Here is a 25,582-nt window from a genome sequence, read left to right as displayed (position 1 = left end):
TAAAAATAGAAACAAAAGCATTTTCATTTTTGGCTTAACAATTAATTATCTTTACCATTTCAAATTCAATTTATGTCTACTTACGTTGATGTTATTTTACCGCTTCCACTCAAGCAATTATTTACCTACGCCGTAAGCGAACAGGAAGTAGACGAAATTCAATTAGGCATGCGATTGGCCGTTCCTTTCGGAAAAACCAAAGTTTATACCGGTTTAGCGGTACAATTGCACAATCAAAAACCCTTGCATTACGAAGTAAAACCCATTGAACAAATTTTAGATGAAGCGCCATTGGTGACTAAAAACCAACTTCAATTTTGGAAATGGATTGCCGATTACTACATGTGTAGCTTGGGTGAAGTCATGAAAACCGCTTTACCGAATGCTTTATTATTAGAAAGCGAAACTTTAATTGAATGGAACAAAGAAACTGAGATTGAACCAGAAGCTTTAGACGATGAAGAGTTTTTGCTTTATGAAGCGTTACAAAAGCAAAATGCCCTGAAGATTCATGAAGTCATGCAAATCTTAGATAAAAAAACAGTTTTGCCGGTGGTGAAACGCATGGCCGAAAAAGGAATTTTAATTCTGAATCAGGAGCTGAATACCAAATATAAACCCAAACTCAAAAAATACATTCGGTTAACCGAAGCCTATTCAACTGAAAAAGCACTTCCCGACTTATTGGAACAATTGAGTTCAACCCCTAAGCAAAAAGAAGCTTTATTGAAGTATTTTAGTTTTTCAGCAAAAACCAAAAAACCGATTACCACTAAAGATTTAAGCGAAAAAGCTGATGTTTCCACATCGGTTGTAAAAGCCTTAATCAAAAAAGAAATTTTTGAAGAATACCAAATAAAACAAGATCGTATTGATTTTGCCATCGCAAAAACACGAGCTGCTTTTCAATTGTCGGAAGCTCAACAAACGGCCATGCAACAAATTGAAGAAAGTTTTGAAACCAAAGAAGTGTGTTTGCTGCATGGCGTCACTTCATCAGGAAAAACAGAAATCTACATTCAATTGATTGAGAAAGTGCTTCAACAAGGAAAGCAAGTTTTATTTTTATTGCCCGAAATTGCACTGACTACGCAATTAATCAAACGTTTGCAAGCTTTTTTTGGTGAAGAAGTCTTGGTTTTTCACAGTAAATATTCGCAAAACGAACGCGTGGAAGTCTACCGACACGTACTTCAACAAAGCAAAGGGAAAATTGTAATCGGTGCGCGTTCGTCTTTGTTTTTGCCTTTTTCTAATTTAGGATTAATCATTGTAGACGAAGCCCACGAAAGCAGTTTCAAACAATACGACCCCGCTCCGCGTTACCATGCTAGAGACGCTGCCATTGTGTTAGCTTCGTTTTTTAAAACAAAAACTTTATTAGGAAGTGCAACGCCTAGTTTAGAAAGTTTAACCAATGTAAAAGACCAAAAATACGGCTACGTAAGATTAGACAAACGCTTTGGAAATGTACAACCGCCAAAAATAGAGTTGGTCGACATCAAAGAGCTTTCTCGAAAAAAGCAAACTACGGGACATTTTACTAAACCACTTTTATCAGCTTTAGAAAAATGCATAGAAGATGGTAAACAAGCCATTTTATTTCAAAACAGAAGGGGTTTTTCGCCTATTTTGGAATGCAAAACTTGTGGACATTCGCCGCAATGCCCAAGTTGTGATGTAAGTTTGACTTACCACAAACACAACAATTCCTTGCGTTGCCATTACTGCGGGTACAGCATGGCGATGCAAACCAAATGTTTAGCTTGCAGTAGCCCAGATATTTCCACAAAAGGATTTGGTACTGAACAAGTAGAAACAGAATTACAGGAATTGTATCCCGAATGGCGAATACAACGCATGGACCACGACACAACTAGAAGAAAACATGCTTACGACCGAATTATCTCTTCTTTTGAAAATCACGAAGTAGATGTGTTAATCGGAACCCAAATGCTAACCAAAGGCTTAGATTTTAGAAATGTAGATTTGGTAGGTGTGATGAACGCCGATAGCTTACTCAATTTTCCAGACTTCCGAGCTTACGAACGTTGTTTTCAACTGTTGGTGCAAGTCGCGGGACGAGCAGGTCGCACCGAAGAACAAGGTTTAGTGCTCATCCAAACCTACAATCCGTACCATCAAATTTTGCAGCAGGTTACTACTAACAACTTTAAATTAATGTTTAAGGAGCAGATGTATGAACGTAAAAATTATGCCTTTCCACCTTATTTTAGATTGATAAAGTTTACCTTAAAAGGAAGAGATTACAACCGGATTAATGAAGCTTCAGATTGGTTGGCTAGTTACTTGAAACAAAGTTTTGGCAAGCAAGTTTTGGGTCCAGAATTCCCGCCTGTAGCTAGAATTAAAAATAAATATCATAAGAACATTCAATTGAAAATTGCTCCAAAGCAATCGGTAATCAAATCTAAAAAAATTGTTCAAAAAGCATTGAACAGCTTCGAAGCCGTTGGTCAATTTAGAAGTATTCGGGTGGTGGTAAATGTGGATCCGTATTAAACAGAACTATACTTTTAGCAAATAATTAAAAGTAAATTAAATAAGTTTATCTTATAGTTTTGTATTTTTGTATCAAAATTTTGAATTATGACCATTACGCAATTACATTATGTGTTAGCTGTAGCTGAATATAAGAATTTCACCAAAGCTGCCGAAAAGATTTTTGTTACGCAACCTACCTTAAGCATGCAGGTGCAAAAATTAGAAGAAGAATTAGGCGTAAAGATTTTTGATCGTTCTAAAAAGCCAATTTTACTTACTCAAGTAGGTGAAAACATTGTTCAACAGGCTAAAAACATTGTAAATGAAAGCAATCGAATTCAAGATATTGTAGACCAACAAAAAGGTTTTATAGGTGGCGAATTTAAACTGGGAATCATCCCTACTATTATGCCAACTTTACTTCCAATGTTTTTAAGAAACTTCATCAACAAATATCCAAAGGTAAATTTAAAAATCGAAGAAATGACCACTCAAGCCATGATTAATGCATTGCGTGATGGACATATTGATGCGGCCATTGCTGCAACACCTTTAGATGAAGACGATATTTTTGAAAAACCATTGTATTACGAACCTTTTGTTGGATTTATACCGCAATCGCACAAACTCTTCAAAAAGAAAAAAATTATGCCAGATGATTTAGATCCAGACGAGTTGCTTTTGTTAGAAGATGGCCACTGTTTTAAAGACAATGTTTTAAATATTTGTAAGAGTAATAAACTACTGCAAAACGATCATTTTAATCTGGAAAGTGGGAGTTTTGAAACCTTGATTAAACTTTCTAATGAAGGAATGGGAATGACGCTTCTACCCTATTTGCATACCATGGATTTATCTGAAAAAAATCAAGAAAATTTACGCATGTTTGAAGAACCAAGCCCAGCTAGAGAAGTAAGTTTAATTCATCATAAAAGTGAATTGAAAATGCAAATCATCGAAAAATTACATGAAGTAATCAGTGGAGTTGTTCGTGGAGCAATTGCTTTTCAAAACATAAAAATAATCAGTCCTAAACCTAACTAAAATCCTTTAGTTAATTGAACATCATATAATTGCAAACCAGAAGCTGGAGCTACGTGTTCCAGCTTTACTTTTTGACTTCCATCTAAAGTTTGTTTCACAAAATCTAAATCTATTTTCCCTTTACCTAAATCTATTAAAACTCCCATCATTAAACGAATTTGATGGCGTTTAAATCCATTGCCTTTTACTCGCAACACATACGAATTTTCTGGAAAGAAGTTGGCTGTGTATTGCGTATTGGTTTCGATCTTACAAAAATCAATTTTCCCTTGTGTTTGTGTAGTTGGTTTTGGTCTAAACGCGTAAGAATAAAAGTCATGTTCTCCTTCAAAAAGTCGAGCAGCTTCTTGCATTAATTCTAAATTCAAATGGTCTTGAATAGTTGTCATGTATGGAGCACAAAAGGGATGTACTTTTTCAGGAAAAGTAAAAAAGTAAGCATATTCTTTTTGTTTTGGATGTTGAATAATATTGAACTTTTCATCTACTTTTTCAATAGAAATTGCTCGAATATCGGCAGGTAAATTTAGGTTGAAGCGCTCAAAAAAGTCTTCGGGTAAATCGGCTTCGTAAACAAATAATTCAATAAAGGTTTTATTCACTGAAACCATGGCATCGGTTCTGCCAGCTGCAATAACCTTGGTTCGAATATCAGGTAAAACAAAACCCAAAGTCTTCCGCAGTTGGTTTTCTACGGTTTTTACATCAGGCTGCTTTTGCCAACCGTGGTAACGGAAACCTAGGTATTGTAGTTCAATTAAGTAATAATTCATTATTCGTTTCATGGCAAGATATAAAAACACGCAAGCTACATTTTATAAAAAAAATGCACTTAAAATATTGGCTTAATTTTAATGAAGGTCTGAAATCAAGTACACTAATTTTGCAAGAAAAACATGAAACTAACTTTACAAATTGCAGCCATTTACAATCTACTTTGGGGAGCTTGGGTGGTTTTATTCCCTACTCATTTTTTTGAATTGGTAGGCATGGATATTCCCAATCAATTACTTATTTGGCAAGGAATGGGAATGGTGATTGGCGTTTATGGCTTAGGATATTGGTGGGCATCCTTTTCGCCTATGCGGCATTGGCCTATTGTAGCCGTTGGTTTTTTAGGAAAAATATTTGGCCCGATTGGTTTTGTGATGAATTATGCACAAGATTTAGTTCCTTTTGAATTTTTCTATACTTTAATCACCAACGATTTTATCTGGTGGATTCCGTTTGGGTACATTTTATGGAAAGTACACAAGGACTACCATTGGAAATTAAATGATGATTAATGTTTGAATTAGTTCATCAATAAATACCAAAACCAAGTAGTTAATAAAGAAAGTGGAATCCCAATAGCAGCAAACATGCTCGCTAAATTGGGTTTTAATTTGTATTCAATGGCAAGTAAAATTCCCGTAATCATAGGTGCCATGGCGGCTTCCATTATCGAAACTTTAAACACCAAACCACTTGAATCAGTAAATGGTAAATAAAGTAAGTAAATTACCAAAGGTGCCAATCCAAGTTTATAAAGTAAACCGATTCCAATGGGTTTCAATTCTAGAAATTCTGATTTCCATTTGAGTTGCGTACCGATGGAAAATAAAGCCAAAGGGCTTAAAGTTGCTCCCAATTTTTCTAAGGTGAAATTCACAAGCGTAGGCATTTCAACAAAACTGAGAAACAAAGCAATTATAAAAGCAATAAAAGGCGGAAATTTAAAAATTTTTATTCCTATTTGTTTCCAGTTAGCCTTTCCATTTGAAAAGTAAACGGCTGCAAAAATACCTAAGGTAGACATCACCATAAAACTGCCAGGCTGGTCAGCTAAAATTCCGTAGCGAATGGATTCCTTACCATAAAACAATTCCAACAAAGGAAAACCAACAAAAGAAGTGTTGCCCAAACCACAACATAAAACTAAGCAACCTATCAGTTGCTTAGACCAGTTCAAAATTTTACCTATTGTAATAAAAAATACTGCACCAAAGATAAAAACCAACCATGGCATAATGACTGGAAAAATAATTTCAATATTGTAATCGATTTCTGGAATGTATCTTAGAGAAAGTGCGGGAAGAGAAATATAAAATATGAAAGCATTGATGCCTTTATGCGAATTTTTAGGAAAATGCTTCAATTTACTCAATAAAAAACCAGCTGTAAAACTGATGATGATAAGAAGTAAATTACCCATAAATTGCATTCTTTTGGTAGAAGCAAATCTAAGTATAATGAAAGCGATTTATCAAAGTGAATATCGAGAAAATTTCAAGTTATTTAAAATTGGCTTTATTTTATGAAGCACTTTTTTTGAAGCATAAGAGCGAACATTAATTTTGAAGCAAATCATTTCAATGGAATTAAAGACCTATCAATTACTGATTGATTTTGGATTAGTAGTACTTATTTTTTTAGTGCAATTGTGTATTTATCCTGCATTTAAATATTTTAAATCAGATAATTTAAAAATTTGGCACCGTGTTTATACACCTAATATTACGTATGTAGTATTCCCTTTAATGTTGAGTCAGTTATTTTTATCTGCCTATTCTACTTATTTTTCATCTGTATTTATACATTGGCTTCACCTTGTGTTTGTTTTACTTACATGGATTGGCACATTTGTTTTTTATGTTCCAATTCATCAAAAAATAAATACTGGAAAATTCATGAAAGAAGATTTATTGAAACTTGAAAAAGGTAACTGGTTACGGGTATTTTTGTGGGTTTTCGTCTTTGGAATATCTCTTTTTATGCATATAAAACACTAAACTGCTTATAGACATATAAGAAATAATGATGATAAAATTTGGAAAAACGATTTATTATATGTATTATGTCAAACTGTAGTAGAACTATATAAAAAATTTATGAGACAGCTAAAAATTACCAAGCAGGTTACCAATAGAGAATCTAAGTCTTTAGATAAATATTTACAAGACATTAGCAAAGTAGACTTGATTACCGCTGAAGAAGAAGTTGAATTAGCGCAGAGAATTAGAGAAGGAGATCAAGTTGCTCTAGAAAAGTTAACCAATGCTAATTTACGATTTGTTGTTTCTGTTGCAAAGCAATATCAAAATCAAGGTTTAAAATTACCCGATTTAATAAATGAAGGAAATGTTGGACTTGTTAAAGCCGCAAAACGTTTTGATGAAACGCGTGGTTTTAAGTTTATTTCTTACGCTGTTTGGTGGATTAGACAATCTATCCTACAAGCTTTAGCCGAACAATCTCGTGTGGTTCGTTTACCGCTTAACAAAATTGGCGTAATTAATAAAATTAACAAGATGTATTCTCATCTTGAGCAAGTGAACGAACGTCCGCCTTCTGCATCAGAAATTGCCAAAGAATTGGAGATGAGTGAATCTCAAGTAAAAGTTGCCTTGAAAAATTCAGGGAGACATTTATCTATGGATGCACCATTTAAAGAAGGTGAAAACGATTCTAATTTATACGATGTGTTAAGCTCAGCTGAATCTCCAAACCCAGATGATAAGTTGATGCGCGATTCATTAAGTATCGAAATTAATCGTGCTTTAGACACGCTTTCGCAACGGGAAGCAGATGTAATCCGTTTAAATTACGGAATTGGAAACCAACCTGCAATGACGCTTCAAGAAATTGGAGATACTTTCGATTTAAGTCGCGAACGCGTTCGCCAAATTAGAGAAAAAGGAATTAGAAGATTGAAACATCAATCTAAAAACAAAATGTTGAAAAAATACCTCGGATAAATTTTTTGATTTGTTCCGGAGAAAAAGCTTCCTAACTTGAAAAATTAGGAAGCTTTTTTATACATTTTATTTTAGTTGAAATGCTATTTCAAATCCGGTCGTGAAGGTCGAACTTCAATTTTACTCGGCAAAGTTCTTGGATTGATTTTGAACACATCGGCTACCAATTCGCCAATATCTTCTGGTTGAATTTTCCACGCATCACTGCTGTCAGGTGTATTTCCATTAAAATGTGAAGCAACCGAACCGGGCATTATGGTAGAAACTTTAATATCGTGTTCACGTAAATCTAACATCACCGCTTGTGTAAAACCGGTCACTCCAAATTTACTCGCATTGTATGCAGAACCTTTTCCAAAGAAGTTAGTTCCTGCCAAACTGGAAATACTAATAAAATATCCTTTCGACTTTTTAAGTGCTTCAACCGAAGCTTTAATAGAGTAAAAAACACCGGTTAAATTAGTGTCGATTACTTCTTTCCATTGGGTATCGGTTAAATCAATAATGTTTTCATAATGACCTAAACCTGCATTGGCAATCATGTAATCCAATTTGCCGAAAACTTCAATACATTTTTTGACGGCTTCTTCTTGGTCTAACATATACCGTACATCTGCTTTTACGCCAATGGCTTTGGCAGAAGTTGATGAGTTTTCAGTTAATGTTTTGGCCGCTGCATCTGCATTGGTTTGAGAGCGGCTGGTCACCACTACGTTTACGCCTTCAGCTAATAAAACTTCGGCTATTCCGTAACCTATACCTTTGCTTCCGCCAGTTATAAACGCTACATTTCCTTTAATATCTTGCATAATTTAATTTTTGTTAAAAGTAACTATGATAAACTGAATAGTACGGCGGTTTAAAAGAGTTTTAACCTTATAAAAACATAGATTTTAAGGTTGTGTTTTCCATATTTTGCCATGCACTTCTAAATGAGAAATCAAAGCTGCTGAACCATAATACGGAATGTATTCAGCTTTCAAATACTTTTGTTGAATGGCCAAATCGGCTTCTAAAAGTGACTTGGCTTCCGCTACATCTGTAGTGTTTAAAATGAAAATGCCACGAAAATCTTTATCGTTTTTACCAAAAGGACCAGCTAAAACCAATTTTCCTTCTTCAGAAAGTGCATTGATGTTTTGCATGTGGGCTGCAAAAGCTACATTTCTTTTTTCAGAATCGTCTTCGTTTTCACCTGAAGTCAGTAAGACTAAGGTGTACATTTTCATTCCGTATTCATCGGCTTCGTATTGTTTTGCCAATTCAGCATCATATTTTTCATTTTCATCTTGTGCGATTAGTACTGATGTATTTACAATGAATATAGATACGAATAAGAGTTTAATCGTTTTCATTCGCATATCTATTTTCAATAATATGAATACTATTTCTGCAAATTTCAGCTAAAACTTGAAGGTCAATATCTTCTAACTTTTTGATATTGATGCAGGATTTCCCCATTTTAAACTTTCCTAAGTTTTCAAGTAACTTTTTGTTTTCGGCAGAATTTTGGTACACATACAAGGATGTGTATGATTTTCTGGGGGAATAGCCCAAATGAAACCAATCGCCTTCTCTTTCACTTTTGTAGATGTAATGATAATCTCCATAACCAATAATGGATGTTCCCCAAAGCTTGGGTTCTTCTGAAGTCAATTCTTTGAAAAATTGATTAAATTGAATGCAATCTTGTTTTTGTTGTTCATTTTCTATCTTAGAAAGAAATTCAGTTACAGATGCTTCTGTAGGTTGGGTTTTGTTGCTCATGATGTATTTGTTTAAAGTTATCTTTTTCCGAAGTCTACCACTTCTAAATTTTCAATTTTACCTGCATTTATTTCAAAACGCAGCATGGTTCTTTTTTGATGAAAACCGTGCTTGCCGACTGCACCAGGATTCATATGAAGCAATCCTAAGTCTTTATCATTCATTACCTTCAAAATATGCGAATGTCCACAAATGAATAATTTAGGCGGATGATGATAAATTTTTTGCTTTACTCTAGGCGAATAGCGTTTGGGGTAACCACCGATATGGGTTATCCAAACATCAACACCTTCTACCACAAAACGCTGGTCTTCTGGAAATTGATTGCGAATTTCGTAACTATCTATGTTTCCAAAAACCGCTCGCAACGGCTTCAATTCTTCAATAGCATCCGTTACTGCTAAATCGCCAATATCGCCGGCATGCCAAACTTCATCTGCTTGTTTCACATATTTTAAAATTTTTTCATCAATGTACGAATGTGTATCACTAAGTAGGAGTATTCTCATATAACTTAATAAAATATTTCAGAATAAAGTAAATAATTATCAATGTAAATTTAACATTAAGACTTCTTTAATATTTTTTAACCCTTTAAAATAAAAAAATCATTAGCAACTGATATTCATATTATTAAACAATATTAAATGTTACCAAATCTTTAAATTTATGTTATGTATTTTAAGCATACGTAAAATTCGCTTGCTTTGCAAATTAAAATAAAGACATGAAATTTTGTTTGGCTCCTGTATTATTTATTTTAAGTTTCCTTTCTGTGTATGCTCAAAATGATACTGATAATAATATTGACAAAGATACGGTTTACTTAGAAGATGGAGTAAAAGCGAGTAAGCCTTTAGTAAAATGGAATGATTTAATAAATATTCGAGGTTATGCGCAGGTAAGATACAATCGTATAGGCGAAACAAATACTGACTTAAGATGCCAACAATGCGACCGTTCTTGGGGTGGCGATGGTGGTTTTTTCTTTAGAAGAATACGAATTGTCTTTTTTGGAAATATTCATGAACGCGTATATTTTTACATACAGCCAGATTTTGCTTCATCTCCAGGTGGTGATCGGCAGCAATTTTCACAAATTAGAGATGCCTATTTTGATGTTGCATTAGATAGCAAAAAAACCTTTCGATTTAGGTTTGGTCAAACTAAAATTCCTTTTGGATTTGAAAATCTACAATCTAGTCAAAACCGAATTCCTTTAGACCGTCATGACGGACTTAACTCAGCAGTTGCTAACGAGCGTGATATTGGGGTGTTTTTTTATTGGGCTCCAAAAAAAATTAGAGACAGAATGCGCAAAATTGCACAAATGAATTTAAAACATTCTGGGGATTACGGTGTTTTTGGTTTTGGTGCTTTTAATGGTCAAACTGCTAATCAACCAGATAGAAACCGAAATGCTCACTGGGTTGCCAGATTAAGTTATCCATTTGAATTAAGAAATGGTCAATTTTTTGAGCCTGGTATCCAAGCTTACTCAGGTAAATTTGTTTTACCCAATGTTACAGAAGGTGTAATTACTAATAATGATATGGAATACATTGACCAACGCGTTGCACTTTCTGCAGTTTGGTATCCACAACCTTTTGGTATTCAAGCTGAATATAATATTGGTCGTGGACCTGAGTTTAATCCAGAAACAAACACTATTGAAACGCAAAGTTTAAATGGTGGTTACGCAACGCTTTCTTATTACATTGATTCTCCTACATTAGGGCTTGTTATTCCATTTACTAGATACCACAATTATGCTGGTGGAAAAAAACACGAATTGGATGCAAGAAAGCACAGGGTGAGCGAATTGGAAGTGGGAATAGAATGGCAACCCATCAGAAACTTAGAATTTGTAATGATGTATACTTTCTCAGACCGAACCTTCGAAGATGCCTTAAATCCAATGAACAGACAAACAGGAAGATTACTTCGATTACAAGCTCAAGTTAACTTTTAACCAAGGTTTCAATTTTAATTTAGATATTTACCGAAAAAATACATGCCAAAGGTCATTCTCATCACGGGTGCTTCATCTGGAATTGGTATAGTTACAGCTGAATTTCTTACTGAAAACAATTTCAAAGTATATGGCACAAGCCGAAATCCCAGCAAAGACAGCTTAAATGGAGTGCATTTTGTTCAACTAGACTTGAATGATTCCAACAGCATTGAAAAAGCAGTTGATAAAATTATTACAAATGAAGGTAAAATTGATGTCCTGATCAACAATGCCGGAGTAGGCATTACAGGTCCAATTGAAGAAACACCGATTAAAGCGGCTCGTGCGCATTTTCAAACCAACTTTTTTGGCGTAATGGAATTAACACAGCGTGTTTTACCCTTAATGCGAAATCAAAATGAAGGACAAATTATAAATGTAACTTCCATTGCAGGCTATATGGGTTTGCCTTTTCGTGGATATTATTCAGCGAGTAAATCGGCTTTAATCACTTTAACGGAAGCGCTTCGGTTGGAATTGAAAAACACAAACATCAAGGTTTCATGTTTGGCTCCAGGCGATTTTGCAACCAACATTGCTTCGGGTAGATTCACCGTTGAAGCCAATCCGAAATCCAATTATTTTAAAGCTTATTCAGCATCCTTAAAGCTGATGAATGCGCATGTTGATGAAGCAGAAAATCCCATTGAAGTTGCGCAAACTATTTTCAGAATTATTCAAAAAGAAAAACCAAAAGCACATTACAAAGTAGGAAGCCCTTTGCAAAAATTTTCTGTTTTTTTAAAAGGAATTTTACCCGATAAAGTTTTTGAAAATATGCTTGCTAAGCATTATAAATTGTAAATTTGTTGAAAATAAATCACAAAACATGAAGTTTTTTATAGATACTGCAAATTTAGACCAAATTAAAGAAGCACAAGCCTTAGGCGTTTTAGATGGCGTAACGACCAACCCATCTTTGATGGCAAAAGAAGGAATTAAAGGTGAAGAAAACGTAACTCAACACTACATTAATATATGTGAAATTGTTGATGGCGATGTGAGCGCGGAAGTAATTTCAACCGATTTTGACGGAATGGTGAAAGAAGGGGAAGCATTGGCAAAATTACATCCACAAATCGTGGTGAAGATTCCGATTATAAAAGATGGCATCAAAGCTTTGAAATATTTTTCAGATAAAGGAATAAAAACCAACTGTACCTTGGTGTTTTCTGCTGGACAAGCTTTGTTGGCAGCCAAAGCAGGAGCAACTTATGTTTCTCCATTTATTGGAAGACTAGACGATATTTCTACAGACGGTTTGAACTTGATAGCTGAAATTAGAAACATTTATGACAATTACGGCTTCGAAACACAAATTTTAGCTGCTTCGGTAAGACACACTATGCACGTAATTGATTGTGCTAAAATTGGTGCTGATGTAATGACAGGACCCTTATCTTCTATTGAAGGATTGTTAAAACACCCACTTACAGACATAGGTTTAGAGAAATTTTTAGCTGATCATAAAAGTAATCAGTAGACTAAATTGATACCTAAAATTCAATTCAAGAGCTAGTAGATTCTATTTACTAGCTTTTTTATTAACTTATTTTTGCAACTCTCCAAAGGTTTGCAATTTTAAATGTATTGTTGTAAACTTACCAACAATTGAAAACGCCTATGGATAGTCAAACTTCCGACTCTAAAAATCAAGATGTAGTAGAAAATAAAAGTTTAAGTATTAGCCATGCATTAATTCCTGTTGTGCTTTTAGTGGCCATGTTAGCTTACAATGTGTTTGTTTTTGGTGACTCATCTTTAAATGGTTCCAATCAATTTATCTTATTAATGGGTGCGGCAGTAGCCGTTGTTATTGGTTTTATTAACAAAGTTCCTTATAAAAACATGGTAGCCGAAGTTTCACAGAACGTGAAATCTACATCTACCGCATTATTAATTTTACTCATGGTGGGAGCGCTTTCAGGAACGTGGCTTATCAGTGGGATTATTCCTACCATGATTTATTACGGTTTACAAGTACTCAACCCAACTATTTTTCTAGCTGCTTGCGTGGTAATTTGTGCTGTGCTTTCCATTTCTATCGGAAGCAGTTGGACTACTTCTGCAACGGTTGGTATTGCTTTAATTGGCATTGCGAATGCTTTAGATATTTCTTTAGGAATGACTGCTGGTGCAATTTTATCGGGAGCTTATTTTGGCGATAAACTTTCCCCTTTGAGCGATACTACCAACCTTGCTCCAGCCATGGCGGGGACAGATTTGTTTACACACATTAGGTATATGACCTACACTACTATTCCAAGTTTTGTAGTTGCTTTAGTGGCATTCATTATTATTGGTTTTACATTAGATAGTAGTGGCCAAGCAGATACCGCAGAAATATTAGCTGCAATAAATGAACGATTTTTTATTACCCCTTGGTTGTTTTTAGTTCCCGCTTTTGTGATTTTCTTAATCGTAAAAAAAACACCTCCTTTAATCGCATTGTTATCAGGAACCTTAGTAGCAGCAGTTTTGGCCTTAATTCTACAGCCTGATTTAATTTTAATAGCAGCGGAAGAAACTACTTGGAATCTAGCCAACGCATACAAAGGAGTAATGAACGCCATTACTGTTGATATTAAAATTCCAACAAATTTTAAATTGCTAGAAGAACTTTTTATCGCTGGTGGAATGGCAGGCATGTTACCTACCATTTGGTTGATTTTATGTGCCATGGTATTCGGTGGAGTGATGGATGCTATAGGAGCTTTAGCAAAGATTAGTGAAAGTTTGTTGAAACTCTTCACCTCCACTTTTGGTTTGTTTGCTAGCACCGTTTCGAGTTGTTTAGCCATCAACTTAACAGCATCAGACCAATATTTAGCGATTGTTGTACCCGGTAAAATGTTCGCAAAAGCCTATGAAGAAAAAGGATTAGCACCAGAGAATCTAAGTAGAACACTAGAAGATGCAGGAACAGTTACTTCTGTGCTTATTCCTTGGAATACCTGCGGTGCATATCACAGCGGTGTGTTAGGTGTTCCCGTGGCTGATTATTTTATTTATGCGATTTTTAACTATGTAAGTCCATTTATGACCTTACTTTTCGCTGCTTTCAACATCAAGATAAGACAACTCAAAAAAAATTAAAATGAAATTAGATATTTTGGCATTTGGTGTACATCCTGATGATGTAGAATTAAGCTGTTCTGGGGTGTTAGCCAAAGAAATTTCAAAAGGCAAAAAAGTTGGAATTATAGATTTAACCCAAGGCGAAATGGGAACTCGTGGCAGCAAAGAAATCCGTGCCAATGAAGCTAAGAAAGCTGCAGAAATCCTGGGTGCAGAAGTAAGAGAAAACCTCAACTTTAGAGATGCTTTTGTAACTAATGATGAAGCACATCAGCTGAAAGTCATCGAAATGATTCGGAAATACCAACCTGAAATTGTTTTTTGCAATGCGGTTGAAGATCGACACATCGATCACGGAAAAGCAAGTGAATTGGTTAGTCATGCTTGTTTTTTAAGTGGCTTGCGTAAACTAGAGACTAGACAAGATAACAAAATTCAGGAAGCTTGGCGACCTAAAAAAGTTTTGCACTACATTCAATGGAAAGAAATTGAACCCGATATTGTAGTTGATATCTCTGGTTTTATGGAAACAAAGTTAAAAGTAGTAACGGCTTATGCAAGTCAGTTTTATGTGGAAAACGCGAAAGAGCCTGAAACACCTATTTCATCATCAAACTTTTTAGACAGTGTTACCTACCGTGCACAAAATTTAGGTCGGTTAATAGGCACCGAACACGCTGAAGGATTTACACTTGAAAATCATCCTGCAATAGATTCTGTTTTTGATTTAATTTAATCCATAAATATTTTTTTGAATGCGAAATTAATTCTAAATTTGCATTCGCTTTTATAGCTTACACGGTGGATGTAGCTCAGTTGGTTAGAGCGCTGGTTTGTGGTACCAGAGGTCGTGGGTTCGAGACCCATCTTCCACCCTAAAAAAGTCCCTTTCATAGGGACTTTTTTATTTATAATTATCATGAAATGCTATACCTACATATTGTTTTCTGAAAAACTGAATAAATATTATATCGGTCAGAATAACAATATCGAAAACAGAATAAAACAACACAACAACCAACAAGAAAAATATACCAAAAAAGGAACTCCCTGAAAATTGGTTACTTATCAAAGAGTTGAAACAAGAAGTCAAGCCATGAAACTGGAAAAGAAACTTAAAAACTTCATAAGCAGGAAAAGGCTTGAAACTTGGATTGAAGAGAATAAACCTAACTGAAAAAATCGTTACTATTTTAGCTTCTACAAATTCTTTAATGATATTTACTGTTTTTACAGCATCTTTTTTGTATAAAAATCGATGTATTTACGATCTATCATTTCATCAGGATGTTAACCCCAAGTATTTTTTGTTGCTTTGCTTAGCTTTATAAATTCACATTCAGCATTAATTAAACAAATAATGTTTAAAAACTCGTTTAAAGCATCTACTAATGCACATTTAATTGGTCAAACCCCAAGCTTTTGTTTTCACTTAAGTTGAATCTTATTTGCATCTAAAATTACTTTAGCATCAAGCCATTTTTGAAGCTCTTGATGTATTGTTTTTAAATTCTGACTCTAAATATAATATATTCAAAATCAATTATTAACATTAAAAAAGCCTATCACAATATTAGGATAGGCTTAAATTCTTTAAAAACTAATTTTTTATTATTCTACCAAAATTTGGTAACCCCAAGCTGGATAAACAATTTTAGCACCTTTAATTAAAACATCTTCTTCACCTGTTATATAGTCTGTATAATTTCCTTCTAAATCCAAACTAAAAGTAATTTCATTGCTCGTCATATTAGCAATAAAAATTACTTCTTCTCCGTTTTTAACTCTCTTAAAAGCTAATATTTTTGAATCATCTGAAGTTAAAATTCGTTTGTAATCTGCTGCTTCTTTTGCACCATGTAATGCAACATTAGAAGATTTTAAACCGCCTAGTTTTTCAAGCAACGACCACATTTCTCCTTTTTCTTTTGGAATGCTGTCTTTTTCAAAAAACTTTAAACGGTGACTCATATCGTATTCTTGTCCGCTGTAAATCAATGGCATTCCTGGAATAGTATAGGCAAAAGCAGTCATCATTTCGGCAGCATCACCCATGCGTTCTTTAATGGTTCCGTTCCATGAATTTTCGTCATGGTTGGTTACAAAATTCATTAAGTAGTCATCTTTTTGATAAGTACTGTCAATTTTGACCATGTAATCATCCCAAGCTTTCACTGTTTTTTTTCCTTGCGCTATCTCATTTTTTAAATGGTGTCCTTCCCAGTTGTAGCCCATATCAAAAGCTTCATGAAACAAGTCTTTATCTTCACTTTCAGCCAACATAAAAACAGGCTTAATCGATTCCAATTCCTTTACTGCCATTTCCCAAAATGCAGTTGGAACTTCACCAGCTACATCGCATCTAAATCCGTCGATATTTTTTTCTTCTACCCAAAATTTCATTTCGTTTTTCATGGCTTCATGCAAATCTGGGTTATCGTATTCCAAGTGTGCTGTATCCGTCCAGCCCCAAGTTTCACCGGTTTCTTTGTTCATTGGGTCGGTGATTTCGCCGTCCTTGTTTTTTACATAATATTCAGGATGTTCATCAATCCAATGATGGTCCCAACCGGTGTGGTTGGCCACCCAATCCAATATTACGTACATGTCGTTTTCATGCGCAGTTTCTACTAATTTTTCCAAATCTTCCATGTTTCCAAATTCTGGATTTACAGCGGTGTAATCTGAAATCGCGTAGTAACTTCCTAAGTATTTTTTCTTTTCTTCTTCGTCTTCAATGTCTTCAATAGAAAGTTCTGGAGTAGCTTTTCTATTGGTCATGGAAATCGGGTAAATCGGCATTAACCAAATCACTTTCACGCCCAATTCTTTCAACTGCGGAATGTCTTTGGTAAAAGCTTCAAAAGTTCCTTCTGGCGAATATTGACGAATATTGGCTTCGTAAATAACAGCCGATTCCAAAGCATCGTTGGTCACCGTCAATTCTTCTGATTGCTCTTCTTTTTCTAAAGGTTTTCTAGCTTCTTCTTTCTTTTCGTCGGCACAAGATGCGAGTAGCAAAATGCAAAATCCTAAGCTTAGTAGTTTTTTCATGATTTTAAGTTTTAGTGTCTAATTAATAATTGTTTTTTCCCTTCTTGAATGGAAATATTTTTGATTAATAAAGTATAATTTTTGTATTCGTAAGAAACTGGCTGACCATTATACATGATTGAAATAGGTCGCTTTTTCCAGTTGATGAGTTCCAAGTGAATTTCTTCTAAATCTGAATTGAAATTTTCTTTTACTTCATGCTCAATTTGAAGCTCACTCACTTCTTCAAAATGTTCAAAGTTCAAATGAAGCATTTCGTAGTTTCTGTTTTCAAATGCATTTGCTGTTTGACCATCATCGTTATAAAAACTACGCTGTGAAGTTTCTACAGTTTCATCAAAATAATATTTAAAGTTGAGATTATTGAACGTATAATCTTCCGTAGTTTGATGTATTTCAGCCAATGGAATAAACGCACCTGCTCGAACAAAAGTGGGAATATTTTCTTTGTTCGTTTCAATATAGTTAAATTGTCCACCTTCAAATTGTTCATCGGTATAAAAATCAAACCAATTGTTGGTCGATGGAAAATATACTTTTTTCTGGCTTTGTTCAGCTTCTAAAACAGGCGAAACCAAAAAGTCATTTCCCCATAAATAGGTTTGGCTGATGTTGTACAGTTCAAAATGATCGGGTTCTTCCATAAACAAAGGTCGCATTAAGGGAATGCCTTTAGTTGAATTTTCAAAAGCCAAGTGATAATTATAAGGTAATAATTGGTAGCGTAACTCGATAGCTTTTTTAGCTAAATTTTTGGCATAATCGCTTCTAAAAACAGGTTCTGCTGCTACATCTTCTTGTGCATGTGGTCTGTAAATGGGTTGAAAAACTCCGTATTGCAACCAACGAACATACAATTCATCATCCAACAAATCGCCTGCAAATCCACCCAAATCTGAATGCATGTAACCTAAACCTTGCATGCCCATTTGAAGTGAAATTTCGGCTTGCGACTGAAATCCGCCCCAAGTTCGGTTAACATCGCCAGACCAAGGCATCATGCCATATTTTTGTGCTCCAGAATAACCGGCGCGCATCAAAATAAAAGGCCGCTCTTCTGGAAATTCGTTTTGATAATTCTCGAAAATAATTTTTGCCCATTCCGTTCCGTAAATGTTATGAACTTCATTTGCTTTTTGGTCGTCATAATGAATCAAATGTGCTGGATGCACTTCGGGTTCGCCCAAATCGCCCCACCAACCGGTTGCACCTTGCTCTTTCAATCCTTTGTAAATATTCCAAAACCAGTCTTTGGCTTTTGGGTCAAATACATCGATTAAAGCCGTATTTCCGAAGAAGAAATCGTAAGTAGCCGCATTTCCAGTGGAATCTTTCACCAAAATATCCGCTTGTACTGCTTCTTCCCAACGATGTGAAGTTTTCAACATAAACGGCTCGGTAATTAAAACGGTTTTTACACCTTGGTCTTTCAATCGCTTCATCATTCGTTCAGGATTGGGGAAGGAATCTTTTTCAAATTCTAAATTTCCCATCGTGCCCATTACTTCATTTCCAAACCAATACAAGTCCAAAATCACCGCATCCAAAGGAATTTGCTCTTCCTTAAATTTAGCCACCGTCATTTCAGTTTCATCTTGCGAATGATAACCAAATCGGCTAGCAAAATTTCCCAAAGTCCATCGTGCAGGCAAAGGTTGCTTTCCTGTTAAAGCGGTATAATTTTGAAGAATAGTTTCCCAGTCATCAGCAGCTATAAGTTGAAATCGCTTTGCTCCTGAAGTTGCTTCATAGGTAATAGTATTGTTGAATTGCGAATCTAAATCTAAGTTTCCCGTAGTAGGATTATCGAAATGAAGTAAGTATTTTTTAGATGAAAAAACAATCGGCAGGGCAAAATTCATTTGTTCAGACCGGGTTTCGTAACCGTAATGCGCGCGATTGTACAATGGAAGTTGGTGTCCACGTCTGTTCATACCTAATGCGCGAGCACCGCCACCCATTAAAGTTTCATTTTCATCGATTTTGAAATCAACTTTTACAGTTTCTGTTGAAAAACCATTTTTATGTTGAAGCAATTCTTCACCTTTATATACATAGCGAATAGCAAAAGGCTGTTTTTGAATTTCTACTGCCAAACCGTATTGAAAAAATTCTAAAGTGTTTTCATTCGTTTTTACTTCAATAGAAGACTTAGATTTAGGCAATTCTACCGCATGGGATTCGGGTAGGCTTTCTAATTTATTTTCAAGGAAACGTACTTGTAAAACTTCCCGATTAATGAAATTGAATTCATAAAAACCAATTGAAGTTTCTATCAAAAAAGTATGTTCATCTTGTTGCGAAAAGTTTTTAAACTCGGTTTTTTGTGCTTCAACTTGAAAACAAAAAAGAAAAAGTAGAATTGATATAGTAACTATTCTATTCATGATTAATCGATTGATGGTTCGGGGTGTAGAGCAAATTCTAACGGAATGTGTAAACGTTGATTCCAAGCATTTTCGCTGTGATTGGTTCCTTCAAATTTCAGGTTTCTAAAAGATGATTCCTTGTAATTTTTGGAAGCAAAAACTTCGTTCACTATTTCTTCAAAAGGTGGATATAAGGCATCTAAAGTTTCCGTTCCAAAGTCGAAATAAAATTTATGGTTGTTGGGTGCCATAGGTAATTTCTCCTTGATGTAGCTAAAAAATGCTTCTGGAATGGGATTGTTTTCAATCGGCATGGCACCTGGCCAGTGTGTTGATATGCAAATGGCTGTACCGAACAAGTTTGGTTTTTCTAAGACCGTGTACCAAGAAATCAATCCTCCCATGCTAGAACCTGCAACGGCTCTATCTTTCAAGTTTCTACTTACATTGAAATTGGTTTCAACTAAAGGCAAAACTTCTTCAGTAATGAACTTTATATAGTTATCTGAATTGATTTCTTTTCTGAAAAGCGATTCGCTTTGCGCATGATTTTCATCTAAAACCGCCTGGCGAGTTGAATCGGGAAGGTTTTCCCAAGGTTGTTGCGGAAAGTAATCTGTATGTCGGTCTTCAGTAACATTCCACATACCAACTACGATGGTGGGTTTAATTTTACTTTCTTTCATCAAACTGGAAACCGTCTCGTCTACTTTCCATTCTTGTTTGTTCCAAGTAGTAGTGGAATCGAACAACATTTGTCCGTCGTGCATGTACAAAGTGGCGTAAGCAATAGTATCAGAATAATTCTCAGGCAACCACACATCAATATTTCTTGAACTTACAAAATTAGATTCAAAATTTTCGATTCGATATAATTTCCCTGCTGAAAGAACAGCGTCTTTAACTACTTCAAAATCATTTTGAATTTCAACAACTTCTTCAGTTTCGTTTTCAGTTGATGCTTTTTCTTGTTTACAAGAAGTAAGTATAAACAAAGAAAAACAGCAAAGGTAAAAGACTATCATAGGTTTATTGTTTAGTGGTGAAGATATGAATTCCATGATTCAATTGCAGTTCGTCTTTCCAAATGAAGGATTCATTGGAATCTAAGTTAGTGAATTCTTTTCCATTCAAATTCAATTCTTCAAATCGACTTAAAACTATGGTTGTTGAAGCTTCATTTTTGTTCAAAACCAGCATCACCGTTTCTTCTTCATATTGTCTAAACAAAACATAGACTCCATCAAACGGAGCAAAATGAATGGTTTTGCCTTCATGAATGGCCTTGGAATGCTTACGGTAATTCAACACCTTTTTCAAAAAAGCTTTGAAATCCATTTGGGTTTCGGTTAAACCTTGATTTTTAAACACATTCACTTCATCACCTTTCCAACCGCCGGGAAAATCGGTTCTTATCAATCCATGGTCACCGGGTTTGGCGGTGTCATCCATCAAGATTTCCGTTCCGTAATAAATTTGAGGAATGCGTGGTAAAGTCAGTAACAAACCCATTGCCATTTTGGTGTTGGCTACATCTTCATTCAATTGCGTGAAAATTCTGCTTTTGTCGTGGTTGTCGGCAAAAATCATGATGTCTTTGGGAGAATGATACCCAAAATCATTTGCCAATCCTTCATAAATTTTCACCAATCCATTGTCCCAAGATTCTTCTTGATTCAAGGCATCTACAATGTTTTGTTGCATCGGAAAATCCATCGTAGAAGTTAAATACGAACGATATCCGTCATAATTATGGTTTCCATCTTGCCAATAGCCAACCAGCAGCGGATTGTAACTCCATTCTTCACCAACAATACTAAAATTAGGATATTCCGTCATAATGGCTTTTGCCCAATCCGCCATAAAATGCTTATCGGGATACGGATAAGTATCTTGGCGAATGCCGCCCAAATGCAAAGTTTCTACCCACCAAATGGAATTTTGAATAAGGTACTTTGCCATAAACGGGTTTTGCTGATTCAAGTCGGGCATGGTTTGTACAAACCAACCTTTTTGCATTTCAGCAGCATCATATTCTGAAGCATATCGGTCTTGATTGGTCGTTCTTCGGTGATTGGATGTAGGCATTTTCTCACCAGCTTCAAATTCTTCTTGGTAATTTACCCAATCTGAAAACGGTAAATCCTTCATCCACCAATGTTCACTTCCGCAATGATTCGCAACCATATCCATAATCAGTTTCATGTCTTTTTGCTGAAGTTGCTTAGCTAAATTCTCGTATTCCGAAAGCGTTCCAAAACGTGGGTCTACTTTGTAAAAATCGGTAATGGCATAACCGTGGTAGGAAGCTCTATGCATGTCGTTTTCCAACAACGGACTCGGCCAAACCGCTGTAAAACCCATGTCTTGAATATAATCTAAATGCTGTGTTATCCCTTTAATATCGCCACCATGTCGAGCATAATCGTCTGCTCTGTCAATGGTTTTTTCTAAAAGACTTTCAACAATATCGTTTTCGGGATTGGCATTGGCAAAGCGATCGGGTGTGATTAAATAAATGGCGTCACTGCTATCAAAACCGTGAATTTCACTTCCTTTTTTTTCTCTTGCTAAAAGTGAATATGCATAACTTACTACTTCTCCGTTGGGAAAAGTAAACTTTAAATTGAATTCTCCAGGCGGAGTGTTTTCATTTAAGCTTAAATCGATGAAAAGATAATTTTCGCTATCTGCATTATGAATTTGGTCGATACTTAAATTTGGATAATCCATTTCAACTTCCGCTTGGCTGATGTTTGGATAATGTACCAACAATTGAAGTTCTTGATTTTCAAAACCAATCCACCAATTCGGTGGTTCAACACGAAGTTCTTGGGCATGGAGTTTTCCTAGTGAGAATAGGAAAATCAGGAAAACGACTTTGCTTAATTTTTTCATAAGTGAATTATTCTTTTTGCAATATTTATTTCATAGCCCACGAATGAATTCGTGGGCTATGAAATTACACACTCATTGTCTCCGTCTGAATCATTCTTGACTCACCGTTGACCATCACCTGCATTTGCTCTGCTCCTTTCAGTTTAAAATCTACTCCGGATTTAGATACCTTAACGGTTAAAATCTGATTTCTAAAGTTGACTTTAAACGAATAGGAATCCCATTGTGTAGGGATTTTTGATGAAAAATGCAGTTGATCATCTTTTACGCGCATTCCGCCAAAACCTTCAACTATACTCATCCACGTTCCTGCCATACTGGTAATGTGGCAACCTTCTTCTACTTCTTTATTGTAATCGTCTAAATCTAAACGAGAAGTACGTAAATAAAATTGGTACGCTTGTTCCATTCGATTTAATTTCGCTGCTTGAATGCTGTGCACACAAGGTGAAAGCGAGGATTCATGCACCGTAAAAGGTTCATAAAAATCGAAATGTTTTTCCAATTCTGTTTCGCTAAAATGGTCTTCAAAAAAGTAGAAGCCTTGTAAAGTATCGGCTTGTTTGATGTAAGGAGAACGCAAAATTCTGTCCCAAGACCAATGCTGGTTGATGGGTCGTTGTTTGGCATCTAAATCTTTTACCCGAATCATTTCTTTGTCTAAGAAACCATCTTGTTGCAAGTAAACTCCATGTTCTTCAGAATAAGGAAAATACATTGCGTCACAAATTTCTTTCATTTGCTCAAGTTCCTGGTCTTGAATGTTTGTTTTTTCAAGAATACGTGCATAATCAGCAGCAAAACCTTGCTTCAATATATTGAGATTTTCCAACATGTATTCCATACACCATTTGGCAATGTAGTTGGTATACCAATTGTTATTAACGTTGTTTTCGTATTCGTTAGGTCCGGTAACGCCTAAAATCACCCACTTGTTTTTGTGTGTTGAAAATGTAGCGCGTTGTTGCCAAAAACGAGCAATACCAATTAAGACTTCCATACCCATTTCTGGGATGTAAGAATAATCTCCGGTAAAACGATGGTAATTGTAAATGGCAAAAGCGATGGCGCCGTTTCGATGAATTTCTTCAAAAGTAATTTCCCACTCGTTGTGTGATTCTTCGCCGTTCATGGTCACCATAGGATACAAAGCAGCTCCGTTGGTAAATCCAAGTTTTTCAGCATTTTCAATCGCTTTTCCTAAGTGTTTGTATCGGTAAGTCAATAAATTTCTAGCCACTTCTTGGTCTTTGGTAGCCATGTAAAATGGAATGCAATAAGCTTCGGTATCCCAATAGGTACTACCGCCGTATTTTTCGCCAGTGAATCCTTTGGGTCCGATGTTTAATCGTGCATCTTTCCCCAAATAAGTCTGGTTCAATTGAAAAATATTAAAGCGAATACCTTGTTGTGCTTTTACATCGCCTTCAATCGTAATGTCACTCATTGCCCAAATGTTGGCCCAAGCTTCTTGTTGAAGTTTCAACAATGCATCATATCCTAGTTGAATCCCTTCTGCTAAAACTTGCTTGGCAGCGTCAATCAATTGATTTTTTTCATGATTCAATGAAGTAACATAGCCAGCGTATTTTTGAATGCTGAAGGATTGTCCTTTTTCAACTTGTTGAGTATATTGTAAACTCGCTTGTTTATCAGTTGAAGCTTTTTCTGCTGTTACATCAATTTCATTTCCATCCAACAATAATTTCGATTCCATAAACGTACATACATAATAATGCGTTTTGTTGGTATGGGATTCAATAAAAGCTTGTTTTTCTTCATTTTGCACATTGGTGATTTCCCAAAACTTATCGTCCCAATTGGAATCTTGGTTAGTAATTCCTGCATCGATGTATGGAATGAAACTAATTTCAGCTGATTGATTTAGCGGAATTATATTGAAATTGATTACGCCCAATTCATCATGCGCTAAGGAAAGAAAACGTTTTGCTTCCACTTTAAGTTCAATTCCGTAAGGAGTTGTTGCGGTAAAAATACGTTTGTGCCAACCTTCTTTCATATTGAGTTCACGCTGGTAATTTTCTACTTTGGTACACGTATTCAAATCGAATTCTTCTCCGTTTACTAGAATGCGAATACCAATCCAATTGGGAGCGTTCAATACTTTAGCAAAATATTCCGGATAACCGTTTTTCCACCAACCTACACGGGTTTTGTCTGGATAATAAACGCCAGCGATATAACTTCCTTGAAAAGTTTCGCCAGTATAGGTTTCTTCAAAATTTGCACGTTGTCCCATTGCGCCATTTCCAAGACTAAAAAGACTTTCGGAAGATTTTACTCGACCTTTGTCGAATCCGTCTTCGATAATGGACCATTCGTTGGGAGTGATATAATCTTGATTCATAATAATCGAATTAATGAGTTTAGTTTACTGTTTTGTTATTCAGTTCAATTGCATTTTTTCAAATGAATTTATTCAGCTTTCGATGCGTTCAGAATTGCATTGAAATGCTTATCAGTTATTTCGGTAAAATCAGCAAATACAAAATCTGCATCCTTCAAAATTGATTTTTCGCCAATACCTACGCTGAGCATTTTAGCTCGATTGGCTGCTTCAATTCCTGCTAAAGCATCTTCAAAAACGATGGCATTTTCGGGTTCTACACCTAAAAGTTGAGCTGCTTTTAAAAAAACTTCAGGATTTGGTTTTGCTTTGCTTACTTCATTTCCATCTACGATGACATCAAAATAAGGCATTAAATTTACCCGTTCTAAAATGGTTTTTGCATTTTTACTGGCCGAGCCCAATGCAATGGGATGTCCAACGTCTTTCAACATTTTTAGTCGTTTCATAACCCCAGGTAAAATTTCAGATTCATCCATCTTTTGAACAGAAACTAAATATTCTTCATTTTTCTGATGAAGCAATTCGTTGAATCGTTTTTCTGAAATCCTTTTCTTTCCCCAGGTTAAAATCTTTTTTAAGGATTCAATTCGGCTGACTCCTTTTAACTGTTCATTTTGCTTTTTGTTAAAATTGATGTCTAAGCTTTCGGCAAGGTTTTTCCAAGCCAGAAAATGATACTTTGCTGTGTCTACAATTACACCGTCTAAATCGAAAATGATTCCTTTTTTTTGCATTAATTTGAATT

At 35.3% G+C, this 25,582-nt stretch carries 23 protein-coding genes and 1 tRNA gene; 12 read left to right on the top strand and 12 right to left on the bottom strand.

Annotated features, from left to right (window positions below; all coding sequences use genetic code 11):
- The first annotated feature begins 72 nt into the window (after positions 1–72).
- Entirely contained in the window at positions 73–2,523 is a 2,451-nt protein-coding gene (gene priA, locus IEV72_RS05735) for a replication restart helicase PriA (RefSeq protein ID WP_188458137.1), read from the top strand.
- An 87-nt stretch (positions 2,524–2,610) separates the two neighbouring features.
- Positions 2,611–3,549, top strand: coding sequence for a LysR family transcriptional regulator (locus IEV72_RS05730; protein ID WP_188458136.1), 939 nt, complete (start codon positions 2,611–2,613; stop codon positions 3,547–3,549).
- On the opposite strand, the gene IEV72_RS05725 is transcribed toward IEV72_RS05730, so the two are convergent.
- Positions 3,546–4,322: a tRNA pseudouridine synthase A gene (locus IEV72_RS05725; RefSeq protein WP_229731818.1), complete on the bottom strand. Its 777-nt coding sequence runs from the start codon at positions 4,320–4,322 to the stop codon at positions 3,546–3,548. The genes IEV72_RS05730 and IEV72_RS05725 overlap by 4 nt on opposite strands.
- Before the next feature lie 123 nt (positions 4,323–4,445).
- Here IEV72_RS05725 and IEV72_RS05720 point away from each other — a divergent pair, with 123 nt between their 5' ends.
- Positions 4,446–4,835 carry an alkyl hydroperoxide reductase gene (locus IEV72_RS05720; protein WP_188458134.1) on the top strand — a complete coding sequence of 130 codons (390 nt, stop codon included), beginning with the start codon at positions 4,446–4,448 and terminating at the stop codon, positions 4,833–4,835.
- Between the two features lie 8 nt (positions 4,836–4,843).
- Here IEV72_RS05720 and IEV72_RS05715 read toward each other — a convergent pair whose 3' ends face one another.
- Positions 4,844–5,743: an AEC family transporter gene (locus IEV72_RS05715; protein WP_188458133.1), complete on the bottom strand. Its 900-nt coding sequence runs from the start codon at positions 5,741–5,743 to the stop codon at positions 4,844–4,846.
- Positions 5,744–5,903: 160 nt separating this feature from the next.
- Between IEV72_RS05715 and IEV72_RS05710 the strand changes: the two genes are divergently transcribed.
- Positions 5,904–6,320, top strand: a complete 417-nt coding sequence (locus IEV72_RS05710) for a hypothetical protein (protein WP_188458132.1) — start codon at positions 5,904–5,906, stop codon at positions 6,318–6,320.
- A gap of 99 nt (positions 6,321–6,419) precedes the next feature.
- Complete coding sequence (locus IEV72_RS05705; RefSeq protein WP_188458131.1) at positions 6,420–7,286, top strand: sigma-70 family RNA polymerase sigma factor; 867 nt, start codon at positions 6,420–6,422, stop codon at positions 7,284–7,286.
- A gap of 83 nt (positions 7,287–7,369) precedes the next feature.
- Here the strand turns inward: IEV72_RS05705 and IEV72_RS05700 are convergent, their stop codons facing one another.
- The 4 genes from IEV72_RS05700 to IEV72_RS05685 form a co-directional block, all read right to left on the bottom strand.
- On the bottom strand, positions 7,370–8,095 hold the full coding sequence (locus tag IEV72_RS05700) for an SDR family oxidoreductase (RefSeq protein ID WP_188458130.1): 726 nt from the start codon (positions 8,093–8,095) through the stop codon (positions 7,370–7,372).
- Between the two features lie 84 nt (positions 8,096–8,179).
- Positions 8,180–8,641, bottom strand: a complete 462-nt coding sequence (locus IEV72_RS05695; RefSeq protein WP_188458129.1) for a YciI family protein — start codon at positions 8,639–8,641, stop codon at positions 8,180–8,182.
- The gene (locus IEV72_RS05690) at positions 8,628–9,053 is read right to left on the bottom strand and encodes a DUF1801 domain-containing protein (protein WP_188458128.1); all 426 of its coding nucleotides are present in this window, start codon (positions 9,051–9,053) and stop codon (positions 8,628–8,630) included. The genes IEV72_RS05695 and IEV72_RS05690 overlap by 14 nt, the downstream gene beginning before the upstream one ends.
- Positions 9,054–9,070: 17 nt before the next feature.
- Positions 9,071–9,562: a metallophosphoesterase family protein gene (locus IEV72_RS05685; protein WP_188458127.1), complete on the bottom strand. Its 492-nt coding sequence runs from the start codon at positions 9,560–9,562 to the stop codon at positions 9,071–9,073.
- 218 nt (positions 9,563–9,780) lie between these two features.
- Here IEV72_RS05685 and IEV72_RS05680 point away from each other — a divergent pair, with 218 nt between their 5' ends.
- From IEV72_RS05680 to IEV72_RS13740, 7 genes are all read left to right on the top strand, one after another.
- A complete protein-coding gene (locus IEV72_RS05680) occupies positions 9,781–11,025 on the top strand; it encodes a porin (RefSeq protein WP_188458126.1) in 1,245 nt (414 codons plus the stop codon).
- A 42-nt stretch (positions 11,026–11,067) separates the two neighbouring features.
- The gene (locus IEV72_RS05675) at positions 11,068–11,871 is read left to right on the top strand and encodes an SDR family oxidoreductase (RefSeq protein ID WP_188458125.1); all 804 of its coding nucleotides are present in this window, start codon (positions 11,068–11,070) and stop codon (positions 11,869–11,871) included.
- Between the two features lie 25 nt (positions 11,872–11,896).
- Entirely contained in the window at positions 11,897–12,550 is a 654-nt protein-coding gene (fsa, locus tag IEV72_RS05670) for a fructose-6-phosphate aldolase (protein WP_188458124.1), read from the top strand.
- 140 nt (positions 12,551–12,690) lie between these two features.
- Complete coding sequence (nhaC, locus tag IEV72_RS05665) at positions 12,691–14,163, top strand: Na+/H+ antiporter NhaC (protein WP_188458123.1); 1,473 nt, start codon at positions 12,691–12,693, stop codon at positions 14,161–14,163.
- Position 14,164: 1 nt separating this feature from the next.
- The gene (gene bshB1, locus IEV72_RS05660; RefSeq protein WP_188458122.1) at positions 14,165–14,881 is read left to right on the top strand and encodes a bacillithiol biosynthesis deacetylase BshB1; all 717 of its coding nucleotides are present in this window, start codon (positions 14,165–14,167) and stop codon (positions 14,879–14,881) included.
- Positions 14,882–14,945: 64 nt separating this feature from the next.
- A tRNA-His gene (locus IEV72_RS05655) sits at positions 14,946–15,021 on the top strand.
- A gap of 43 nt (positions 15,022–15,064) precedes the next feature.
- On the top strand, positions 15,065–15,199 hold the full coding sequence (locus IEV72_RS13740; protein ID WP_188458121.1) for a GIY-YIG nuclease family protein: 135 nt from the start codon (positions 15,065–15,067) through the stop codon (positions 15,197–15,199).
- Positions 15,200–15,756: 557 nt separating this feature from the next.
- Here IEV72_RS13740 and IEV72_RS05645 read toward each other — a convergent pair.
- The 6 genes from IEV72_RS05645 to pgmB all read right to left on the bottom strand — a co-directional run bounded on the left by IEV72_RS05645 (position 15,757) and on the right by pgmB (position 25,571).
- A complete protein-coding gene (locus IEV72_RS05645) occupies positions 15,757–17,199 on the bottom strand; it encodes an alpha-amylase family glycosyl hydrolase (protein WP_188458120.1) in 1,443 nt (480 codons plus the stop codon).
- 11 nt (positions 17,200–17,210) lie between these two features.
- The gene (locus IEV72_RS05640; RefSeq protein ID WP_188458119.1) at positions 17,211–19,586 is read right to left on the bottom strand and encodes a TIM-barrel domain-containing protein; all 2,376 of its coding nucleotides are present in this window, start codon (positions 19,584–19,586) and stop codon (positions 17,211–17,213) included.
- Between the two features lie 2 nt (positions 19,587–19,588).
- Positions 19,589–20,593, bottom strand: coding sequence for an alpha/beta hydrolase (locus IEV72_RS05635; RefSeq protein ID WP_188458118.1), 1,005 nt, complete (start codon positions 20,591–20,593; stop codon positions 19,589–19,591).
- A 4-nt stretch (positions 20,594–20,597) separates the two neighbouring features.
- Complete coding sequence (locus tag IEV72_RS05630; RefSeq protein WP_188458117.1) at positions 20,598–22,466, bottom strand: glycoside hydrolase family 13 protein; 1,869 nt, start codon at positions 22,464–22,466, stop codon at positions 20,598–20,600.
- 64 nt (positions 22,467–22,530) lie between these two features.
- Positions 22,531–24,834 carry a maltose phosphorylase MdxK gene (mdxK, locus tag IEV72_RS05625; protein ID WP_188458116.1) on the bottom strand — a complete coding sequence of 768 codons (2,304 nt, stop codon included), beginning with the start codon at positions 24,832–24,834 and terminating at the stop codon, positions 22,531–22,533.
- A 68-nt stretch (positions 24,835–24,902) separates the two neighbouring features.
- The gene (gene pgmB, locus IEV72_RS05620) at positions 24,903–25,571 is read right to left on the bottom strand and encodes a beta-phosphoglucomutase (protein WP_188458115.1); all 669 of its coding nucleotides are present in this window, start codon (positions 25,569–25,571) and stop codon (positions 24,903–24,905) included.
- Between the last annotated feature and the right edge of the window lie 11 nt (positions 25,572–25,582).

Origin of the sequence: Psychroflexus planctonicus (assembly GCF_014640195.1) — a bacterium.
GTDB classification, from domain to species: domain Bacteria; phylum Bacteroidota; class Bacteroidia; order Flavobacteriales; family Flavobacteriaceae; genus Psychroflexus; species Psychroflexus planctonicus.
The sequence above is the reverse complement of the archived record's forward strand: the minus strand, read 5'-3'. Positions and strand labels throughout refer to the sequence as shown.

What these genes read in the sequence shown, in the direction of transcription:
- IEV72_RS05715 (WP_188458133.1), bottom strand. Translation starts at nt 5,743, where the DNA reads ATGGGTAATTTACTTCTTATCATCATCAGTTTTACAGCTGGTTTTTTA.
- IEV72_RS05675 (WP_188458125.1), top strand. Translation starts at nt 11,068, where the DNA reads ATGCCAAAGGTCATTCTCATCACGGGTGCTTCATCTGGAATTGGTATA.
- IEV72_RS05690 (WP_188458128.1), bottom strand. Translation starts at nt 9,053, where the DNA reads ATGAGCAACAAAACCCAACCTACAGAAGCATCTGTAACTGAATTTCTT.
- IEV72_RS05720 (WP_188458134.1), top strand. Translation starts at nt 4,446, where the DNA reads ATGAAACTAACTTTACAAATTGCAGCCATTTACAATCTACTTTGGGGA.
- fsa (WP_188458124.1), top strand. Translation starts at nt 11,897, where the DNA reads ATGAAGTTTTTTATAGATACTGCAAATTTAGACCAAATTAAAGAAGCA.
- IEV72_RS05630 (WP_188458117.1), bottom strand. Translation starts at nt 22,466, where the DNA reads ATGAAAAAATTAAGCAAAGTCGTTTTCCTGATTTTCCTATTCTCACTA.
- bshB1 (WP_188458122.1), top strand. Translation starts at nt 14,165, where the DNA reads ATGAAATTAGATATTTTGGCATTTGGTGTACATCCTGATGATGTAGAA.
- IEV72_RS05730 (WP_188458136.1), top strand. Translation starts at nt 2,611, where the DNA reads ATGACCATTACGCAATTACATTATGTGTTAGCTGTAGCTGAATATAAG.
- IEV72_RS13740 (WP_188458121.1), top strand. Translation starts at nt 15,065, where the DNA reads ATGAAATGCTATACCTACATATTGTTTTCTGAAAAACTGAATAAATAT.
- IEV72_RS05685 (WP_188458127.1), bottom strand. Translation starts at nt 9,562, where the DNA reads ATGAGAATACTCCTACTTAGTGATACACATTCGTACATTGATGAAAAA.
- IEV72_RS05635 (WP_188458118.1), bottom strand. Translation starts at nt 20,593, where the DNA reads ATGATAGTCTTTTACCTTTGCTGTTTTTCTTTGTTTATACTTACTTCT.
- mdxK (WP_188458116.1), bottom strand. Translation starts at nt 24,834, where the DNA reads ATGAATCAAGATTATATCACTCCCAACGAATGGTCCATTATCGAAGAC.
- IEV72_RS05695 (WP_188458129.1), bottom strand. Translation starts at nt 8,641, where the DNA reads ATGAAAACGATTAAACTCTTATTCGTATCTATATTCATTGTAAATACA.
- IEV72_RS05710 (WP_188458132.1), top strand. Translation starts at nt 5,904, where the DNA reads ATGGAATTAAAGACCTATCAATTACTGATTGATTTTGGATTAGTAGTA.
- IEV72_RS05705 (WP_188458131.1), top strand. Translation starts at nt 6,420, where the DNA reads ATGAGACAGCTAAAAATTACCAAGCAGGTTACCAATAGAGAATCTAAG.
- nhaC (WP_188458123.1), top strand. Translation starts at nt 12,691, where the DNA reads ATGGATAGTCAAACTTCCGACTCTAAAAATCAAGATGTAGTAGAAAAT.
- IEV72_RS05725 (WP_229731818.1), bottom strand. Translation starts at nt 4,322, where the DNA reads ATGAATTATTACTTAATTGAACTACAATACCTAGGTTTCCGTTACCAC.
- IEV72_RS05680 (WP_188458126.1), top strand. Translation starts at nt 9,781, where the DNA reads ATGAAATTTTGTTTGGCTCCTGTATTATTTATTTTAAGTTTCCTTTCT.
- IEV72_RS05640 (WP_188458119.1), bottom strand. Translation starts at nt 19,586, where the DNA reads ATGAATAGAATAGTTACTATATCAATTCTACTTTTTCTTTTTTGTTTT.
- pgmB (WP_188458115.1), bottom strand. Translation starts at nt 25,571, where the DNA reads ATGCAAAAAAAAGGAATCATTTTCGATTTAGACGGTGTAATTGTAGAC.
- IEV72_RS05700 (WP_188458130.1), bottom strand. Translation starts at nt 8,095, where the DNA reads ATGCAAGATATTAAAGGAAATGTAGCGTTTATAACTGGCGGAAGCAAA.
- priA (WP_188458137.1), top strand. Translation starts at nt 73, where the DNA reads ATGTCTACTTACGTTGATGTTATTTTACCGCTTCCACTCAAGCAATTA.
- IEV72_RS05645 (WP_188458120.1), bottom strand. Translation starts at nt 17,199, where the DNA reads ATGAAAAAACTACTAAGCTTAGGATTTTGCATTTTGCTACTCGCATCT.